We start from the raw sequence: 18,161 nt of genomic DNA on the forward strand, positions 1-18,161 counted from the left end.
GGAGCACAAAGCACGGAACCGGATGCGCGACACCACCGTTCCCCGTGCCACCGTGGACACCGCGATCACCGTGTCCCACCTGGACCTCGGGGTCACCGGCGGGGACCTCATCCTGGACGACGTCAGTTTCACCCTGCACCCGGGCCGGATCCTCGCGCTCGTGGGCGAGTCCGGATCCGGCAAGACCACCGCCGCGCTCGCGTGCATGAACCACCTTCGCTCCGGTCTGGAGCTGCGCGGCGGCACGGTGCGGCTCGAGGAAGGGGCCTCGCGCTTCCACCGCAACTCCGTGGACCTGCTCACGCTGTCCGAGAAGAAGATGCGCAGGCTGCGCGGCGGCACGATCGCCTACGTCCCGCAGGATCCTGCGCTCTCCCTGAACGGCTCGCTGCGGGTGGGTGAGCAGATCCACGAGGTGCTGCGTGCCCACGAGTTCGGCCGCAACGCCGGCGAGCGGGACGCCCGCGTGGCCGAGGTGCTCTCCGAGGTGGGTCTGCCCGGCACCCGCGAGTACCAGCGCCGGTTCCCGCACGAGCTCTCGGGCGGTCAGCAGCAGCGCATCGGCATCGCCATGGCGTTCGCGTGCCGCCCTGCCGTGATCATCCTGGACGAGCCCACCACCGGTCTGGACGTGGCCACGCAGGACCTCGTGCTCAAGACCGTCTACCAGCTGACCACCAAGCACGACGTCGCGGGGCTTTACATCACCCACGACCTCGCCGTGGTGGCGCAGGTGGCCAACGACGTGGCGGTCATGCTCCACGGCCAGATCGTGGAGCACGGCCCCGCTGAGCGCGTCCTCCACCGCCCCGAGCACCCGTACACGCGCACCCTCCTGGACGCCGTGCCGGACATGCGCGGCGCCCGAGACATGGGTGGTGGACCCGCGGTGAGCCCGGAGGCTTCGGTGCGCGCCCCGTGGGACCGCGGCAGGGCCGCTCCCGGTCAGGCCGCTGCGTCCGCACCCGGCACTCCCTCCACCACTGCGGGCGACGACGCCGCGGTGCCCCCGGGTGCCCCGGCTCCGGACGGGGCCCGCCCCGCCTCGGACCGGGCGGGCGCACCGGGGGACCCGGACAGTACGGCGGCTCCCCTGACCGGTTCCGACCGGACGTCCGACGACCCCAGCGGGTCCGAGGACGCGCGCACCCGGGACCGTGCGAGCGGTGAGCACGAACCGGCTGCCGGGTCAACGCCCGCGGCGACAGCGAGAGCCGGCCACCCCGGAACCGGTGCGGCGGTGCGCGCACGGGGCGCGGGCGGCGTCGTCGGCGCGGGTGGGCAGCACGCGCACGTGGTGAGCGTGCGGAACCTGCGGATGGCGTACGGGTCCGCGGTGATCCTGGACGGGATCAGCCTGGACCTGGAGGCCGGGCAGACCACCATGCTGCTCGGGGAGTCGGGGTCCGGGAAGACCACGCTGTCCCGCAGCGTGGCCGGTCTCAACGACGGCTACACCGGGGAGGTGCTGCTGGACGGAAAGGTGCTGGCGCCGAGCACCCGGCGCCGTACCAGCGAGCAGCGCCGGCGGATCCAGTACGTGTTCCAGTCGCCGTTCTCGTCCCTGAACCCACGGCGCAGCATCGGCAACTCGCTGCAGGTTCCGCTGCAGATGACGGGCGGGATGTCCCGCGCGCAGCGGCGGGCGGCCGTGGCGGACGCGCTGGATGCGGTGCGGCTCGGGCGCAGCTACATCGACCGCCGGCCTGGTGAGCTCTCGGGCGGTGAGCGGCAGCGCGCCGCGGTGGCGCGGGCGCTCGTGAACGCCCCCTCGCTGCTGGTGTGCGACGAGATCACCTCCGCGCTGGACGTGTCCGTGCAGGCCTCGGTGATCGAGCTGCTGCGCGAGCTGCAGCACGAACGCGGGCTGGCCATGCTGTTCGTGACCCACAACATCGCGCTGGCCCGGCACATCTCGCACAAGTTGGCGGTGCTGGAGAAGGGCAAGCTCGTGGACTACGGCCCCACGGACACCGTGCTGCGCCACCCGGAGCACGACTACACCAAGGCACTGCTGCGCCACGTGCCCACGCTGGAGGACGCGAGCTGACCAGACGCCCGTGACGCGTGAGGAGAGGTTCTGACGGGATTCCGTCGGGATCTGCGGTCAGATCCTCTCCTCACACGCTGGCGCCTCCCCGAGCGGCGGAACCTCACGTCGTGGGGGTGATGCTCCTGTGCAGGTGCACCATCAGGGGGCCCGGCACTCGCAGCTCCTGCGCTGTGAACATGACCGTGCTGGCCAGTGCTCCGACCACGAGCGGGCTCCATTCTCGGAGCCGGGTGTCCACGGTTGCCACATGCTTCCAGGGGGTGCCCTGGAACTCGGGGAGCGGTGCGGGGACCGTTTCCAGCGTCACCCCTGTTCGTTGCGGTGAGGACGGCCCGATCATCAGGTCGCGCGCCTCGGCCAGCAGGGTGTCGAGCAGATCGACGCCGCCGGGCCGCTCCAGCGCCGCGAAGAGACTGACGCCCACGGAGACCTCCGGTGAGGCGGGCAGGCGATCGACGAACTCGAGACCCGTGGGTTGCCGGAGCGCCGTGTCCGCCGCATCGAACCCGAAGGAGTACCCCGCGGGGTCCCCGAGCCCCCATCGCTCCAGCAGGGTGTGCGCGCCCGTGGTGATGCCCGCCCACGGGGCACGGACCGCCCGGTCGTGGGGAAGGCTCACCTGGATCGAGTATGTGAGGCCGGTGGCACTGCTGACCCGGGTCACCTCGTTGACCTGCCACGTCCAGGAGTCCCGGTCCTCCGGATCGAAACCCTGGCTCCACCCGAGCAGCTCGGTGTGGTCGATCATCAGCCCCGTCATGTCGTCGTCGCCCGGAAGATCAGGGAGCTGCGCGTCGTCGAGGTCGTAGTGCACTGCAAGCGAGGCCATGGGGTGATCATGTCCGGCCGAAGGGCAGGGGGCAAGAGCAACGGGTTGATCAGGACCGTCAAGCGACCGCGGCCGCAGAGAGCTGTGACCCGACAGTCTGGGGGCCCCGGTACTTCAGGGGATCAGCGCCACCCGAAAGCTGAGGCATCGGGCACCGTCGGGGTGCTCCGGTCCGGCAGATCCCCCATCCACCAGATCCCGTGCTCGTCCTGGCAGGCGTCGTCAACGGCCCGCCCGGGAGGTTCCATGATCTCGGTGTAGATGCCCCCACCGTTGGTGGCTGGATCGTCGTCCATGCAGTGGGGAGGCCACGCGCGGAAAAGTCCGAGGACTCGCCCCCAGCAGTCTGGATGGGCGTAGACCACCGCCAGGCTGGTCCCGGAGGCCCAGGCACCGAAGACGTGGGGAGCACTGTCATCCCGTTGACCGTCTCGGGCGGCCGCGTGGAAATCCGCCAGCACACGCCGGGGAGGATACTCATCGCTCATGGAGGGCCTTTCCGTGATCCACCGAAGGTGACGCGTGAGGAGAGGTTCTGACGGGATTTTCTCGCGCTCCGCGGTCAGATCTTCTCCTCAGACGCTCCCGCTTCCGGGGAAGGCCGAGGGGAGCGCCTTCGCACCGTCACGGGTCCGGCGGGCTCGCACGCCGCGCCACCGCAATCAGCTCCGACGCCAGGCCCTGCGTCCGGCGGGGACCGTGCCACACGGCGCGCAGCTCGCGGTGCAGGTCCAGCACGGTGGGGACCTGCACCAGGGTTCCGGCGGCCACCGCGTCGCCCACCGCCAGTCGACTGAGCACCGCCGGCCCGGAGCCGGCCTGCACGCTGACCCGCACGGCGGCGTTGCTGGGCACCTCCAGCAGGGAGGTCACTGGCCGGCCCAGCGCCTCGTCCAGAGCCATGCGCGTTCCCGAGCCGGCCTCCCGGGTGATGAGCGGTGTGGTGGTGAGCTCGGCGGTGGTCACCGGGTCCTGCCGTGAGGCCCACGGGTGTCCCGACGGCACCACGAGCACGAGCTCGTCCCGCGCCACCACCGTGTGGTGCAGTCCGGAGGGGGGCGCGGGCGCCTCGATGAACCCCACGTCCGCGGCACCGCGCAGCACGTCCCGGGCCACCTCGTGGGAGTTGTGCACCGTGACGCGCACCCGTGACTCCGGGTGGGCGGAGCGCATCTCCGCGAGCCACCGGGGGAGCAGGTGCTCCGCGACGGTCTGGCTCGCGGACACCCGCAGCGACGACGAGCGGGAGGTGTCCTGCGCGAGGAGGGCGGCGCCGTCGACGAGCCGGCGGGACGCGGCCACCACGTCCCGAGCCCAGTCCGTGACCAGCAGGCCGGCAGGGGTCAGGGTGGAGCCGCGGGTGGAGCGGTGCAGCAGGGGAACCCCCACCGAGCGCTCCAGCCGTGCCATGGACCGGCTGGCGTTGGGCTGGGCGGTGCCCACGGCGCGGGCCGCGGCGGCCAGGCTGCCGTGGTCCGCGACCGCCACGAGCAGTTCGAGCGCCGCCACATCCGGCCATTGAGACATATCCGCAGGATATGCCCCGGATACGGGATCGAGGGCTACCGGGGTAAGAGTGACAGCCGCATTCTGGAGTGATGATCCACCCTTCCCAGCCCGCTGCCGCGCCCGTGCCCGCGCCCGCCTCCGCGAACGCAGAAACCCCCACCGCCCGGACCGCCAGCCCGACCCGGCCCCAGAACGTCTCTCGCAGCGCATCCGCGGTGGCACCCGGGAAGAAATCCGCGGTCAACGCCCTCCCGCTGCCGCCCGCCGGCCCGCAGTGGTACGGCTCTCTCATGGGCACCGGCATTGCCGCGACCCTCACGCAGACGCTCAGCGGGGACCTTCCCGGTGCCCAGGCGCTCGCGGTGGTGCTGCTGGTGATCGGCTGGCTCATCTTCATGGGCTTGACCGCGGCGTTCGGGCTGCGGATCGTGCGCCGCCCGGCGGTGCTCGCGGGGACCATCCGGGACCTCCCGGTGCTCGCCACGTGGGGCATGGTGGCCATGGGTGTGCTGTCCCTGGGGTCGGCCACCGCCACCGTGGTGCCCGCGCACTGGCCCTCTCTCGCCCCGGCCGCCTGGGCGGTGGACGGGGTGCTCTGGACCGTGGGCACGGTGCTCGGGATCCTCACGGCGCTGGGCTTCGCGGTGCGGCTGATCGGCCGGGACGTGGGGGCGCCCACCACCACGTGGGGCCTGCCGATCGTGCCTCCCATGGTGTCCGCGACCACCGGCTCGGCCCTCGTGCTGCACCTGGCCACCCGCGAGGGTCAGCTGCTGCTGGTGATCACCACCGTGGCGTGCTTCTTCCTGGCGCTCGTGCTCGGCCTGGTGGTCTTCGCCGTGGCCTACCACCACCACTGGCGCGTGGCACCGCTGCCGCTGGCCGCCTCCACGAGCGCGTGGATCCCGCTGGGCGTGGTGGGCCAGTCCACCGCCGCCGCGCAGGCCATCGCGGTGCAGGCGCAGCGTTTCGTCCTCCCGGACGACACGGGCATGCTGGTCCACGTGGCGAACGCCTACGGGATCGTGATGCTGAGCTGCGGCGTCCCGCTGATCGTGTGGGCCACGGTCATGACGGTTCGCGGGTTCCGGCAGGGCATGCCGTACTCGCCGGGCTGGTGGGCGCTCACGTTCCCCATCGGCACGGTCTGCCTGGGCCTGCACGGGCTCGAGGGCGGCACGGGCGTCCGTGCCTTCGGCATCGCCTCGGATGCTGTGTGCCTGGTTCTGCTGTGCACCTGGACCCTGTGCACGGTCGCCACGATCCGCGCGGTGCGTGCCTACCTGTTCACCACCGAGGAAGCCGCGGAGGAGCGGGTTCCGCGCACCGCCTCCTGACACCCACCGCGACCGCAGGGCGCGCGGGGGAGGGGGCGGCGTCGTCGGGCTCGGGGGACGACGACGCCGCACGCCAGGCCCGGGGCCCACGTCGCCGACGCGGCCACGGGCCTCTGCCTGCCGACCCCGAGCGGCGTCGCGGCGCGTCGATGTGACCGCCGCGACACGTTCAGGTCCGGCTCGTTAGCATGGGGATCATGAAGGCCACCGAAGAATCCCTCGTCCGCGCCGAGATCGTCGGGCACACCGGACTGCTGACCCTCACCCGTGACAAGGCGCTCAACGCCCTGAACCGCAGCATGTACCACCAGCTGGTGGACGCCCTGCAGATGTGGCGTGACGATCCCGCCATCACCGAGGTGGTCGTGCGCTCCGAGCTGCCCAAGGCGTTCTGCGCCGGCGGTGACATCAAGGAGGTGCGCACCGCCGCGCTGGAGGGTCACGAGGACGAGATCCGGGACGCGTTCGGCACCGAGTACTCCATGAACGCGATCATCGCCCGCTACCCCAAGCCGTACGTGGCCATGATGAACGGGATCGTGATGGGCGGCGGCATGGGTCTCTCGGTCCACGGCTCGCACCGGATCGTCACGGAGACCACGGTCATGGCCATGCCGGAGACTGCGATCGGCTTCTTCACGGACGTGGGGGCAAGCTATTTCCTGCCGCGCGTCACCCGCGGCGCCGGGGCCGCCATCGACGATGACGCCGCCCGCCGCGAGTCCCTCGCCGTGGCCCGGTACCTGGGGCTGGGCGGTGTGCGGATCACCGGAGCGGATGCCATTGCGCTGGGGCTGGCGGACGTGTTCATCGACTCCTCGGACGTGGACGCGTTCGTGCAGACCGTGACCACCGATGGTGTGGATGCCGCCGTGCAGAAGTACTCGAAGGACGCCCCCGAGTCCGAGCTCGTCGCCCGCTGGGACGAGATCGTGGCGACCTACGGCGCGGACACCCTGGAGGAGGTCGTGCGCAATGCGGGCTCGGACCTGGACGGCATGAGCCCCACCTCGCTCGCTCGCGTGTTCGAGCTGCTCACCAAGGGCTCCGAGGACGACGACGTGGTCTCCTGCCTGGAGCGCGAGCTGCGCATGGCGGAGGACACCGCCGTGGGCCACGACTTCATCGAGGGGGTGCGCGCCATGGTGGTGGACAAGGACAAGAACCCGCAGTGGGAACCGGCCACCGCCGCCGAGGTGGACGAGGACCGTATTCGCGCCCTGGTGTCCGAGAAATCGGAGCTGCCCATCCGGGTCTGAGCTGCCCGGATCCCTGAGCCGCCGACGCCCCGCACACGAGGACGTGTGCGGGGCGTCGTGCTGCGTGTCGCTGCCGCTGTGCCTTGTCACGTCCGGCGCACGCCCGTGTCCGGGCCTGCGGGCTCGACCGGGTGGTGACGGTGCTGGCCTGCCCGGGCTCCGGGTCGTGACCCGGTCCGCGCCCGCATGGTGAGGCTTCGCGCGGAGCTGGCCGTGCGGCGTCGTCGTGCCGAGGGGGTCAGCCCAGCGGCGACGGGCTCTGCGAGGTGTCCGGGGTGAGCGGGTCCGAGCCCACCGAGCCGCGGGCGCGGGCGATGGCCGCCATGAGGTGGTAGACCATCAGGGCGGCGGCGGTGCCCAGGGCGATGCCCGCGAAGTCGAGCCCGGCCACGGACCAGGTGTAGTCGCCGATGCCCACGATCATGGCGATCGCCGCGGTGGTGAGGTTGACCGGGTTGGAGAAGTCCACGCGGTTCTGCACCCAGATCCGCACACCCAGCATGCCTATCATGCCGTAGAGCACGGTGGCCGCGCCGCCCAGCACACCCTGCGGAACGGTCGCGACGGCCGCGCCGAACACGGGGGTCACGCTGAGCAGGATCGCGACGAGTGCGGCCACCCAGTACGCGGCGGTGGAGTAGACCCGGGTGGCGGCCATGACGCCGATGTTCTCCGCGTACGTGGTGGTGCCGGAGCCGCCCCCGGCGCCCGCGATCATGGTGGCCAGGCCGTCGGACATGATGGCGCGGCCGGTGTAGGGGTCCAGATTGTCCCCGGTCATCAGCGCCACGGACTTCACGTGGCCGATGTTCTCCGCCACGAGCACCAGGATCACGGGGATGAACAGCCCGGCCATGCTGAGGTGGAACTCGGGCGCCTGGAACTGCGGCAGCCCGAACAGTCCCTGCTGCTCCCATGCGGCCTGGATGGCGTCGAACTTCACCTCGCCGCGCAGCACCGCAGTGAGATAGCCGATGGCCACGCCCAGCAGGATGGACAGCCGGCCCAGCAGGCCCCGGAACAGCACGGAGATCAGGATGATCGAGCCCAGCGTGACCAGCGCGGTCACGGGCGCGGCCGTGAAGTTCTCCTTGGCGGACGGCGCCAGGTTGAAGCCGATCAGCGCCACGATGGTGCCCGTGACCGCCGGGGGCATGAGCTTCTGCAGCCACCCCGTGCCCGCGACCTGCACGATCACGCCGATCAGGAACAGCGCCGAGCCAGCCATGATCACGCCGCCGAGCGCGCCACCCGGGCCGTACTGGTTCACGGACGCGGTGATCGGCGCGATGAACGCGAACGAGGACCCCAGGTAGCTGGGCACCCGCCCCGCGGTGATGACCAGGAACAGCACGGTGCCGATGCCCGAGAAGAACAGCGTGGTGGCCGGCGGGAAGCCCGTGAGCAGCGGCACCAGGAACGTGGCGCCGAACATCGCCACCACGTGCTGCGCACCGATCGAGATGGTCCGCGGCCACGCCAGCCGCTCCCGCGGGGTCACCACGTCCCCGGGTGCCACGTGCCTGCCGTCCCCGTGCAGCCGCCAGTTCAGGCCCAGGCGTTCGACGACGCCGCCGCTCCGGTTCCGCCCGCTCGGCTCGTGCTGCTCGTGGCGCGTGGGCGGGGTGTGGTCGGGGGAAACCGGCGAACTCATGGGTGCTCCTTGTCCTGGGCGGGCCGTGGGTGCCGCCCCGAGGATTCTAGTGCGCGGGCGGGGAGGCCCGACCGGTGGGGAGGGGGCCCACGCGCGGTGGCGAGGGGGCCGGGGGAGGTGGCCGTGCGGCGTCGTCGGCCCCTGGCGTCAAATCTACGGGCGAGTAGGGTGAGTGACGGGGGCCACGCCCGTGGCCGCCGGGCCCGCGGGAGGCCGACTCGCGCGAGCGTGACTCACACAGGAGTGGGGGAGGACATCATGGCTGAACTGACCAGCGTGACCGTGATCGGATCCGGGGTGCTCGGATCGCAGATCGCGTTCCAGGCGGCGTACTTCGGCAAGACCGTGACCGTGTACGACATCAGCGAGGAGATCGTCGGGGCGCTGCCCGGCAAGTGGGAGAAGCTGTCCCTGCTGTACACGCGGGACATGGCGGCCACGCCCGAGCAGCTGGAGGCCGCCACCTCGCGGCTGAGCGGGACCACGGACCTGACGGCGGCGCTCGCGGACGCGGACATCGTGATCGAGGCGGTCCCCGAGAACCTCGAGCTCAAGAAGAAGGTGTGGGCGCAGATCGGGGAGGCGGCGCCGTCCAAGACGGTGTTCTGCACCAACTCGTCCACGCTGCTGCCCAGCGACATCGCGGAGGCCACGGGCCACCCGGAGCGGTTCCTGGCGCTGCACTTCGCCAACGAGGTGTGGCGCAACAACACCGGCGAGGTCATGGGCCACGCCGGCACGGACCCTGCGGCGGTGCAGGCTGTCCTGCAGTTCGCGGAGGAGATCGGGATGGTGCCGATCCACATCCAGAAGGAGCAGGCGGGCTACATCCTCAACACCCTGCTGGTCCCGTTCCTCACGGCGGCGTCGCACCTGTGGGTCAACGACATCGCGCAGGCGGAGGACATCGATCGGACCTGGCGCACAGCCACCGGCTCGCCGCTGGGCCCGTTCCAGATCCTGGACCACGTGGGCATGGAGACCTACTACCAGATCAACATGAACGCCGGAACCGAGGAGTCCCAGCGGGTGGCGGAGCGGGTAAAGCGGGAGTTCATCGACCGGGGCCACATGGGCCGCAGCTCGGGGCAGGGGTTCTACACGTACGAGTGAGTGGTGGTGCCCCGGCACCAAGCCGCGCACGGCCACTGCCTACGCCGTGCAATAACGGAGCAAGTGCAGATCTGAGCGCCATTTTCTGCGTTTGCTCCGTTATTGCATACTCCGGAGGGTCCCATACTGCATACCTCCGGAGGGTCCCACCCCGGGATCCGTGAACCGCGAGCCCCGCCTTTTTGCGCGGTGTGGTCACCGCGCCGCTGCCGCGTCCCCGGCGCACCCTCCGCCACAATGACCACATGCCCAGCCACCTGCACCGCCCCGGGTCCCGGCTCGAAGATCTCCGCACCACGCTGCGACGCATGGGCCTGCCCCTCGTGCTGGAACCTCGAGCGCGGCTGCAGGGGCTGCTGGGCCGCAGTGCCCCCGCGCTGCTGGGGGTCCTGACGCTCCTGCTGGGGGACACCCTGATGGAGGCCGCCGCGCGCGGGCTGACCCCCGCGCAGCTGGAGCACCCCTCCGAGGACGTACTGGTGGCCCTCGGCGTGGGCACCCTGGTGATGTTCAGCTTCCCCGTGGTGTGGTGGCTCGCGAGCCTGCTCCTGCGGTGGTGCCCTCCGATGGTGCGGACGGTGGTGGGTGTCCTGGCGGTGGTGGGCCTGATGCTGCTGCCCTGGCTGGGCCCGGTGGGTGGCGGGTCCGGGTTCGCGGAGACGCTCGTGCTCCTGGCCGTGGTGCTGCTCGGCTCCTACCTGGGCGTGGGCACCGTGACCATGTGGGCGTTCCGCCGGGCGGCGCGGGAGCTCAGCCACCTGGGGTCCATGGTGGGCCGCGTGCTGCCCATCCTGATGCTCGCGCTGCTGTTCTCCTTCTTCAACGCGGAGATCTGGCAGGTGGTGGCGCAGCTGTCCATGGGACGCACGTGGGCGATCGTGGGGGTCATGGCGGCCCTGGGGATCGCGCTCGCCACCCTCAATGCCCGGGACGAGATCTCCCAGATCATCCGCACGTACGACGACCGTTCCGGGGCCCGGGACCTGCGGTTCTCCGAACGCGTCAACATCACCGCAATGTGCGTGCTCATCAGCCTCATCCAGGTGACCCTGCTGGGCGTGGTGGTGTTCGTGTTCTACGTGGTATTCGGGGTGCTCTCGGTGTCTCCCGTGACGGCCACGCAGTGGATCGGCAGCCCGCCGGAGTCCTTCGGCGGCGTGTTCGCGTCCCTGCCCTTCACCAAGCCCCTCGTGCAGGTCTGCCTGGTCCTGGCCGCGTTCAGCGCCCTGAACTTCATCGTGAGCATTGGCACGGACGCCACCTACCGCACCACGTTCCTGGAACCCGCGCTGGACGAGGTCCGCACGGGCCTGCAGGTGCGGGACGAGTACACCGCGCTGAGCGCCACGGGCCGCTAGCCTGAACCCGTGCACCCCGCAGAGCTGAGCCCGTCCACCCAGGACTACCTGAAGACCATCTGGCGGCTGGGCGAGTGGGAGCCGGAGCGGGTGACCACCACCTCGTTGGCCGCGCGCATGGGCCTGGCGGCCTCCACCGTCTCGGAGGCGCTGAAGAAGCTCACCGCGCAGGGCCTGGTGACCCGGCCTGCGTACGGGGTCGTGGAGCTCACCGAGCAGGGGCGTGACGTGGCCGTGCACATGGTGCGCCGCCACCGGATCCTGGAGATGTTCCTGGCCACCGAGCTGGGCTACGCGTGGGACGAGATCCACGACGAGGCCGAAGTGCTTGAGCACGCCGTCACCGACCGTTTCATCGACCGGGTGGACGCCAAGCTCGGCCACCCGTCCGAGGATCCGCACGGGGACGCGATCCCCTCACGGGACGGGGTGGTCACCCCCGCCCCGGCCGTTCCGCTCGCGGACGTGACCCGCCCGGAGCCCGTTCGGGTCACGCGCGTCTCGGACGAGAGTCCCGAGACCCTGCGGGTGCTCGCGGACGCGGGGATCCGGCCGGGCGCGGTGCTGCGGGTGCTCCCGGGTCCGGCCCGCAGCGCCACGGTGCGGGTGCGCGTGGCCGCAGGGGGAACGACGCCGGGCGGTGGCCTTCTCGGTGACGGCTCGCCCGTCACGGGGGATACGGACCTGCCGGGGGACAGCTGCTCCGTCGCGCCGGACACTCGCGTTCCGGGGGGCGGCTCGCCCGCCGCTCGGCACATGCGGAGACCGACCGGCACCGCGGGGACGGACGCGCCCGGTGGCGAGGCTGTGGACCTCGGCATCCTCGTGGCGGAGGCCGTCTGGGTGCAGGCGCTCACCCACGCGAGCTGACCGGAACGGACGCTCCCCGGGCCGGCCGCGGACAGCGTCAGCCTCGCGCTGGACCGGCCGTCGCCTCCCCGGACAGTGGGTTCCCCTGCCATGTCCGGCGCCGTCGCGGGCCCTCAAGGTGAACAGCAGGTGACCGGAACATGTCCTACCCTTGAAGAAACACGAACGCGAACGCGGCGGCACACCATGCCCGGGCCGCGGCGGTGCGGACTGGCACCGGATGATCCAGGAACACGAGGTCCAGACATGTCCGAGGGTTTTCTGCGCGTGGGCAGGCGGCTGGGCCGCTGGACGGGCCGCGGGCTGTGCTACGGCCTGATCTGGCTGGGGCTCACCCTGCTCGCGGCGGGCGGGATCATCCGGCACTACTGGGGCCAGATCTCGGTGGGGCAGATGCGCATGAACCTGATGTCCGTGCAGACGGACGGTGGCGGCGGGTCCGTGGTGTGGATCTCCGTGCTGGTCATCGGGGTCCTTCCCGTCCTGGTCACCGTGGGCATCGCCCTCGCGCGTCGGGCGTGGCTCCGCAGAGCACGACGCGAGCACGGCACCCGGCCGCCCCGCGGCGTCGTGCGCTCCGCCTCCGCCGTGACCGTGGCGGCGGTGTTCGTGGCCGGGAGCACGAGTTTCGCGTCCGCGGTGGACCTGCCCCAGTACGTGAAGGCCGTGAAGTCCCCGCACGACATCGGCTCCAAGTACGTCCAGCCCACCATCACGAGTGACGCGGACAAGCGGAACATGGTGGTCATCTACCTGGAGTCCGGGGAGGCCACGCTCGCGGACGACGAGCTGTTCGAGAAGAACGCCTTCGCTCCGCTCGAGGACGTCACCCGGCCCGAGGACGGGTGGCGCAGCGTCGAGGACTTCCAGCAGTACGAGGGCGGTGGCTGGACCATGGCCGGGATCGCCTCCACGCAGTGCGGGATCCCGCTCAAGGAGTCGGGTGACGCAGGCTCCGCCGACATCGGCGCCGGGCAGGAGCAGTACCTGGGCGGCGTGACCTGCCTGGGGGACGTGCTGCAGAACCACGGGTACACGAACACGTTCCTGGGCGGGGCCAACTCCTCCTTCGCGGGCAAGGACACGTTCCTGCGAAGCCACGGCTACACCGAGGACAAGGGTCTGGAGGACTGGCGCGCGGCGGGCGAGCCCGCGGAGAACTTCCGCAGCGACTGGGGCCTGAGCGACGAGCGGCTCATGGCCCACGCCAAGGACGAGGTGGACCGTCTGCACGCCGAGTCCGAGCGCACGGGCCAGCCGTTCAACCTGTCCATGCTGACCCTGGACACCCACGAACCCGTCCACGTCTACGACTCGTGCGACGTGGACACCCAGAACCAGGTGACCTCCGTGTTCGCGTGCTCCATGACCCAGGTGGCCGGGTTCGTGGAGCACATGAAGTCCCAGGGCTACCTGGAGGACACGTCCGTGGTGATCATGGGCGACCACCTCAAGCACATGAGCGCGGGGGACGCCTTCCACGAGCAGCTGGACCACCACCCCAACCGCACCGTGTTCAACCGCGTGTGGATCCCGGGCGAGACCGCCGGGCAGCCCCTGCGGGCCGGCGCGGACCAGCTGTCCATGTACCCCACCCTCCTGGAGGCGGCGGGCCTCTCGGTGCACGACGGCGCTGCGGGCCTCGGCACGTCCGTCCGGCAGCAGGAGCCTCCCCAGGGCTCGGCGCAGGCGATGGACCCGGAGGAGTACCAGCAGCTGCTGGACTCGCGCTCCGCGGACTTCTACTCCCGGGCGTGGGACCCCGAGAACCCGGTGGGATGACCCCCTGACCTCTCCGGAGGGGCGCCCGGCAGCGGGATCCGGCTCGCGGGCCGCACAGGGCCGCCAGGACGCGAGTCCCCGGGGCGGACCCCGTGGTGCCCGCCGCGTGGTCCGAGGCGCTGGACGACACTGCTCGCGGGGCTACGCCCCGCTGGGTGTCCCCTCCGCCGCATGCATCCCGCCGGCCAGCCCGGCACGGATGCGGCCGGTCGTCTCCCGGGCGCGCGTGCGCGCAGAGCCGGCCTCGTCCCGGGCGCGGCGGGCGGCGCGGTAGGCCGTGTAGCGGGGGCTGCTCACGGGAACGTCCCACGTGCCGCCCAGGGCCACGTCCGCACCGCCGAAGGAGCGTTTGAACGCGCTGAACCCGGTCCACGGGTGGGTGGGATCGCTCAACGGGGCAATCCCGAAGAGGTCGCCGATCGCGAGACCCTGCTCGGCGGCGTCGAGCAGCGCCTGGGCGATGAGCGGCTGGTTGGGGCGCAGCTTGCGCATGCTCGCGTCCATGCCGGAGTGGGCGAAGATCCGGGTGGTGGGGGAGTCGTAGGTCAGCAGCGCGCTGACCACGGTGCCGTCCACGGAGCTCGTGTAGGCCGTGGAGTTGCCCGTGGCGCCCAGGCTGCGGGCGGCGGTGCGGAGGTAGTCCTCGCTGTGGGCCGTGAACCCCTTGCGCCCGGCGGTGCGGTGCTGCAGCTCGATCACCGCCTCGGCGGCGTCCGGGTGGGAGTCCGAGGCCAGGGTGATGCCCTTGTCCCGGTGGCGCCGCCACAGGTTGCGGTTGGTGCCCGTCATGGCGGCCAGGATCTGCTCCGGCTCGCGGGTGAGATCCACCCAGCGCGTGTACGCGGGCTGGATGTCCCGCGGGGACGGCCGCGCTCCGAGCCGGCGCAGACCCGCGGCGATCGCCGGTGCCGTGGCGTTCTGCCGCTGCACGGCTGCCGCGAAGGCCGTGCCCACCGGGGACGGCATCTGCGGCTCCACCCGCAACCACGCCACGGAGTGATCATGCGCGGCGTACCGCAGCTCGCGCAGCGCCTCCGGCAGAAGCTCGGGGTGCGCCAGGACCGGGCCGTACGGGGTGTACCAGACCACCCCGGCCCGGGAGCGCTCCTCGACGACGAGGGCGTGCCACCCGGCCCCGTCAAGAGTGTGAGTGCGTCGCGAGAGACCAGCCTGGAAGTGCTGCCAGGGCTCGGCCTGCAGCACGCTGGACGGGCCGAGAAGTGTGCGGGGGTCCGGTTGGGCGTGGGTGTGCCTCATGCGGGTTGCTCATCCTTGAGTGTCTGCCCCCGCTGCGAGGGATCGTCCTGGGGTCGCGGGGGTCGATCCTCATTAGATAGCCAACCTGACCGACCCGCAACATCACCCGTGCGGCGTGTTCCCATGTGACGACGGCGTGTCCAGTGGCAGCAGCCGGTGGAACGTGCCTACGCCTGCGCCCCGCAGGACGTTCGGGTCACGGGACGGTCCGCGCGGCGGGTCAGAAGTCGCGCGAGTCCTCCGGTGCTGATTCCGGGGCGATGCGCTGCAGGTGCACCCGCCGGGTGATCCGGATGCTGGGTCGGACCAGCATGAGTGCGCTGCCCAGCACGAACAGCCACGTCCCGGCGTAGACGGTGGCGTCCTGGAAGAAGAGGATCGAACCCACCAGGAAGATCAGGCCGATCAGGATGTCGTTGACGATCGACAGGGTCTCGTACCGGCCACGGATGACCAGCTCGCGGTGCCCCACACGGACCTCGATCGGCTTGGCGGCCCTGGACAGGGAGTCGGAGGTGGCGCTGGCGGAGGGAGTCACTGCTCGGTTCCTTTCACGAAGGCGCAGACCGGGCGGGCCGGCGGGAACGGCCGGTGGGTCACGCCTGCGGCGCGCACCACCGGCCGACCAGCCTACGGGAGGAGCCGGCGGCTCAGCACGCGGCGTGCTCGCCGCCGGTGTCCTCCCCTTCCCATGCCCAGGGCGTCACTGCCCCTCGACCACTGCCGGGTGCAGCAGGGCGAGCCTGCCCTGTGAAGTCGGCACGGTGGCGAGTGACGTCCCAGGATCGAACGACGCCGCGGCCCCGCTGTGCTGCAGCGTGTGGAACCGCTCCAGCAGCGCGGGGTCGTGGCACCACCAGGTCCGGGTGCTGCCGTCCGGGAACGTGGCCTGCACCGTGTTCCCGTGCGGGGCGCCCAGGTCCACCCGGACCCACCGGTCCTGGTTCCCGGAAGCCAGGCGGGCCTGGATGTAGTGAGCGTTGTGCCCCGGGTGGTAGCTCCGGCAGACGGGGTGTCCCTCCGCGTGGACGCACGGGTGTTCGGGAGTGGGAGCAGAGTTGCTCATAATGGTGACCTTTCGCAGACTTCCGCGCGGCGGGTGCCGGGCGGCGGATCTTCCTCCGGGGGCACCGGGTGCGAACAACCGGTTGCCAGCCGACCAGCCGGAGGGCTGATGGTCGGGCTTCTTGATCCGGGAACATCACAGCACAGCGCTCCGACACGCACAAGCGTCTGCGCCGTTCGGTCACGACGAGGGGCCGCCGAGCGGCACGGGAGAACCCCGTACCGCTCGGCGGCCCCTGCGCAGCAGGCCGGGTGCGGGAGGCCCGCACCACGGCCCTCAGCCGATGACCGAGTCCACCAGAGCCTTGGCCTCCTGCTGCACCTGCTTCAGGTGCTCCTCGCCCTTGAAGGACTCCGCGTAGATCTTGTAGACGTCCTCCGTGCCGGAGGGGCGGGCCGCGAACCACGCGTTCTCCGTGGTGACCTTGAGCCCGCCGATCGCCGCACCGTTGCCGGGGGCCTCCGTGAGCTTGGCGGTGATGGGCTCACCGGCCAGGGTGTCCGCGGTGACCTGCTCCGCGGAGAGCTTCTTCAGCGCCGCCTTCTGCTCGCGGTTCGCCGGGGCGTCGATGCGCTGGTACACGGGGTCCCCGAACTGCTCCGTGAGCTCCCGGTAGCGCTGGGAGGGGGTTGTGCCGGTGGTGGCGGTCATCTCCGCGGCCAGCAGCGCCAGGATGATGCCGTCCTTGTCCGTGGTCCACACGGAGCCGTCCCTGCGCAGGAACGAGGCACCGGCGGACTCCTCCCCGCCGAAGCCGATGGAGCCGTCCAGCAGACCCGGCACGAACCACTTGAAGCCCACGGGCACCTCGTCTAGGCGGCGACCCAGGGACTGCGCCACGCGGTCGATGATCGAGGAGGACACCAGGGTCTTGCCCACCCCGGCGTCACCGCGCCAGCCGTCGCGCGTGCGGTAGAGGTAGTCGATGGCCACCGCGAGGTAGTGGTTGGGGTTCATGAGCCCGGCATCCGGGGTCACGATGCCGTGGCGGTCGCTGTCCGCGTCGTTGCCCGTGGCGATGTCGTACTTGTCCCGGGCCCCGATCAGAGAGGCCATGGCCGAGGGGGAGGAGCAGTCCATGCGGATCTTCTCGTCCCAGTCCAGGGTCATGAACGCCCACTGCGGGTCCACGGTGGGGTTCACGACCTCCAGGTTCAGCCCGAAGCGCTCGCCGATCTCCTGCCAGTACGCCACCGAGGCCGAGCCCATGGGGTCCGCGCCGATGCGCACCCCCGCGGCCTTGATGGCGTCCAGGTCGATGATCTCCGGCAACGTGGAGACGTAGCTGTCCAGGAAGTCGAACGTGCCGGTGGTCTCCGCGGCCTTCGCCTCCTCCAGGGGCACGCGCCGCACGCCCTCCAGGCCCGCCTCGATCAGCTCGTTGGCGCGGTCCGCGATCCACCCGGTGGCGTCCGTGTCCGCGGGGCCGCCGTGCGGGGGGTTGTACTTGAAACCGCCGTCCGTGGGCGGGTTGTGGGACGGGGTGATCACGATCCCGTCCGCGCGGTCCTCGGGCCCGGACGCGTTGTACGTGAGGATCGCGTGGGACAGCGCCGGGGTGGGCGTGAAACCGTCCCGGGAGTCCAGCAGGGTGCGCACACCGTTGGCGGCGAGCACCTGCAGCGCGGTGTCCTGCGCGGGCCCGGACAACGCGTGGGTGTCCTTGCCCATGAACAGCGGGCCGGTGATGCCCTGCCCGGCGCGGTACTCCACGATCGCCTGCGTGATCGCAGCGATGTGGTCCTCGTTGAACGAGGTCTTCAGCGAGGAACCGCGGTGCCCGGAGGTTCCGAACACCACCCGCTGGTCCGGGTTCCCGGCATCCGGCGTGCGGTCGAAGTACGCCGCCACGAGGTCGTCGATGTCCACGAGGTCACTGGGTTGGGCAACGGTGCCCGCACGGTTGGTCATGCCACCAACCTAGTCCCGAAAGCGCGCCCCGTCAGGCCGTGCGCCGCTCGGTTTCGGGCCCCGCCCCCGCCCCGGCGGACGACGACGCCGCGCGGCCACCTCCCGCGCCGAACCGCCGTTGCCCGCGGGGAGACGGCGCGGCGTGGACGCCACGAGCCCTTGC

The 18,161-nt window shown here is 71.3% G+C and carries 15 protein-coding genes and 1 riboswitch; of the genes, 8 read left to right on the plus strand and 7 right to left on the minus strand.

What is annotated here, in order from left to right:
* Positions 1 to 22: 22 nt before the first annotated feature.
* The gene (locus HMPREF2833_RS02905; RefSeq protein ID WP_070636650.1) at positions 23 to 2,050 is read left to right on the plus strand and encodes an ABC transporter ATP-binding protein; all 2,028 of its coding nucleotides are present in this window, start codon (positions 23 to 25) and stop codon (positions 2,048 to 2,050) included.
* Positions 2,051 to 2,153: 103 nt separating this feature from the next.
* Here HMPREF2833_RS02905 and HMPREF2833_RS02910 read toward each other — a convergent pair whose 3' ends face one another.
* Positions 2,154 to 2,882 carry a hypothetical protein gene (locus HMPREF2833_RS02910; protein WP_070636651.1) on the minus strand — a complete coding sequence of 243 codons (729 nt, stop codon included), beginning with the start codon at positions 2,880 to 2,882 and terminating at the stop codon, positions 2,154 to 2,156.
* 200 nt (positions 2,883 to 3,082) lie between these two features.
* On the opposite strand from HMPREF2833_RS02910, the gene HMPREF2833_RS12320 reads away from it, so the two are divergent.
* Positions 3,083 to 3,421 (plus strand): hypothetical protein, encoded by a 339-nt coding sequence (locus HMPREF2833_RS12320; protein WP_141756154.1) that lies wholly within the window; start codon positions 3,083 to 3,085, stop codon positions 3,419 to 3,421.
* 85 nt (positions 3,422 to 3,506) lie between these two features.
* On the opposite strand, the gene HMPREF2833_RS02920 is transcribed toward HMPREF2833_RS12320, so the two are convergent.
* Complete coding sequence (locus tag HMPREF2833_RS02920; protein WP_070636652.1) at positions 3,507 to 4,409, minus strand: LysR family transcriptional regulator; 903 nt, start codon at positions 4,407 to 4,409, stop codon at positions 3,507 to 3,509.
* Between the two features lie 197 nt (positions 4,410 to 4,606).
* On the opposite strand from HMPREF2833_RS02920, the gene HMPREF2833_RS02925 reads away from it, so the two are divergent.
* Positions 4,607 to 5,728: a TDT family transporter gene (locus tag HMPREF2833_RS02925; RefSeq protein WP_223246200.1), complete on the plus strand. Its 1,122-nt coding sequence runs from the start codon at positions 4,607 to 4,609 to the stop codon at positions 5,726 to 5,728.
* Positions 5,729 to 5,925: 197 nt separating this feature from the next.
* A complete protein-coding gene (locus tag HMPREF2833_RS02930; RefSeq protein ID WP_223246199.1) occupies positions 5,926 to 6,987 on the plus strand; it encodes an enoyl-CoA hydratase/isomerase family protein in 1,062 nt (353 codons plus the stop codon).
* A 238-nt stretch (positions 6,988 to 7,225) separates the two neighbouring features.
* On the opposite strand, the gene HMPREF2833_RS02935 is transcribed toward HMPREF2833_RS02930, so the two are convergent.
* Positions 7,226 to 8,641 carry a uracil-xanthine permease family protein gene (locus HMPREF2833_RS02935; protein WP_083310918.1) on the minus strand — a complete coding sequence of 472 codons (1,416 nt, stop codon included), beginning with the start codon at positions 8,639 to 8,641 and terminating at the stop codon, positions 7,226 to 7,228.
* A gap of 258 nt (positions 8,642 to 8,899) precedes the next feature.
* Between HMPREF2833_RS02935 and HMPREF2833_RS02940 the strand changes: the two genes are divergently transcribed.
* The 4 genes from HMPREF2833_RS02940 to HMPREF2833_RS02955 all read left to right on the plus strand — a co-directional run bounded on the left by HMPREF2833_RS02940 (position 8,900) and on the right by HMPREF2833_RS02955 (position 13,764).
* Entirely contained in the window at positions 8,900 to 9,754 is an 855-nt protein-coding gene (locus tag HMPREF2833_RS02940; RefSeq protein ID WP_070636705.1) for a 3-hydroxyacyl-CoA dehydrogenase, read from the plus strand.
* A 245-nt stretch (positions 9,755 to 9,999) separates the two neighbouring features.
* Positions 10,000 to 11,112, plus strand: a complete 1,113-nt coding sequence (locus HMPREF2833_RS02945) for a hypothetical protein (RefSeq protein ID WP_070636654.1) — start codon at positions 10,000 to 10,002, stop codon at positions 11,110 to 11,112.
* A 9-nt stretch (positions 11,113 to 11,121) separates the two neighbouring features.
* On the plus strand, positions 11,122 to 11,982 hold the full coding sequence (locus HMPREF2833_RS02950) for a metal-dependent transcriptional regulator (RefSeq protein ID WP_070636655.1): 861 nt from the start codon (positions 11,122 to 11,124) through the stop codon (positions 11,980 to 11,982).
* A 246-nt stretch (positions 11,983 to 12,228) separates the two neighbouring features.
* On the plus strand, positions 12,229 to 13,764 hold the full coding sequence (locus HMPREF2833_RS02955) for an LTA synthase family protein (protein WP_070636656.1): 1,536 nt from the start codon (positions 12,229 to 12,231) through the stop codon (positions 13,762 to 13,764).
* A gap of 141 nt (positions 13,765 to 13,905) precedes the next feature.
* Here HMPREF2833_RS02955 and HMPREF2833_RS02960 read toward each other — a convergent pair whose 3' ends face one another.
* The 4 genes from HMPREF2833_RS02960 to pgm all read right to left on the minus strand — a co-directional run bounded on the left by HMPREF2833_RS02960 (position 13,906) and on the right by pgm (position 17,998).
* A complete protein-coding gene (locus HMPREF2833_RS02960) occupies positions 13,906 to 15,021 on the minus strand; it encodes a lipid II:glycine glycyltransferase FemX (protein ID WP_070636657.1) in 1,116 nt (371 codons plus the stop codon).
* 220 nt (positions 15,022 to 15,241) lie between these two features.
* On the minus strand, positions 15,242 to 15,559 hold the full coding sequence (locus HMPREF2833_RS02965) for a YrhK family protein (protein WP_019310577.1): 318 nt from the start codon (positions 15,557 to 15,559) through the stop codon (positions 15,242 to 15,244).
* 165 nt (positions 15,560 to 15,724) lie between these two features.
* Positions 15,725 to 16,087 (minus strand): hypothetical protein, encoded by a 363-nt coding sequence (locus HMPREF2833_RS02970; RefSeq protein WP_070636658.1) that lies wholly within the window; start codon positions 16,085 to 16,087, stop codon positions 15,725 to 15,727.
* Positions 16,088 to 16,098: 11 nt separating this feature from the next.
* Positions 16,099 to 16,214: riboswitch (SAM riboswitch) on the minus strand.
* A 149-nt stretch (positions 16,215 to 16,363) separates the two neighbouring features.
* Positions 16,364 to 17,998 carry a phosphoglucomutase (alpha-D-glucose-1,6-bisphosphate-dependent) gene (pgm, locus tag HMPREF2833_RS02975; RefSeq protein WP_070636659.1) on the minus strand — a complete coding sequence of 545 codons (1,635 nt, stop codon included), beginning with the start codon at positions 17,996 to 17,998 and terminating at the stop codon, positions 16,364 to 16,366.
* Positions 17,999 to 18,161 lie beyond the last annotated feature (163 nt).

The sequence above is a fragment of the Kocuria sp. HMSC066H03 genome, from assembly GCF_001812045.1.
Lineage (GTDB): Bacteria > Actinomycetota > Actinomycetes > Actinomycetales > Micrococcaceae > Kocuria > Kocuria rhizophila.

Bases quoted from the DNA above. Each gene is read 5' to 3' on its own strand.
- HMPREF2833_RS02920 (WP_070636652.1), bottom strand. From the start codon at position 4,409: ATGTCTCAATGGCCGGATGTGGCGGCGCTCGAACTGCTCGTGGCGGTC.
- HMPREF2833_RS02970 (WP_070636658.1), bottom strand. From the start codon at position 16,087: ATGAGCAACTCTGCTCCCACTCCCGAACACCCGTGCGTCCACGCGGAG.
- pgm (WP_070636659.1), bottom strand. From the start codon at position 17,998: ATGACCAACCGTGCGGGCACCGTTGCCCAACCCAGTGACCTCGTGGAC.
- HMPREF2833_RS02935 (WP_083310918.1), bottom strand. From the start codon at position 8,641: ATGAGTTCGCCGGTTTCCCCCGACCACACCCCGCCCACGCGCCACGAG.
- HMPREF2833_RS02940 (WP_070636705.1), top strand. From the start codon at position 8,900: ATGGCTGAACTGACCAGCGTGACCGTGATCGGATCCGGGGTGCTCGGA.
- HMPREF2833_RS02955 (WP_070636656.1), top strand. From the start codon at position 12,229: ATGTCCGAGGGTTTTCTGCGCGTGGGCAGGCGGCTGGGCCGCTGGACG.
- HMPREF2833_RS02905 (WP_070636650.1), top strand. From the start codon at position 23: ATGCGCGACACCACCGTTCCCCGTGCCACCGTGGACACCGCGATCACC.
- HMPREF2833_RS02945 (WP_070636654.1), top strand. From the start codon at position 10,000: ATGCCCAGCCACCTGCACCGCCCCGGGTCCCGGCTCGAAGATCTCCGC.
- HMPREF2833_RS02910 (WP_070636651.1), bottom strand. From the start codon at position 2,882: ATGGCCTCGCTTGCAGTGCACTACGACCTCGACGACGCGCAGCTCCCT.
- HMPREF2833_RS02960 (WP_070636657.1), bottom strand. From the start codon at position 15,021: ATGAGGCACACCCACGCCCAACCGGACCCCCGCACACTTCTCGGCCCG.
- HMPREF2833_RS02930 (WP_223246199.1), top strand. From the start codon at position 5,926: ATGAAGGCCACCGAAGAATCCCTCGTCCGCGCCGAGATCGTCGGGCAC.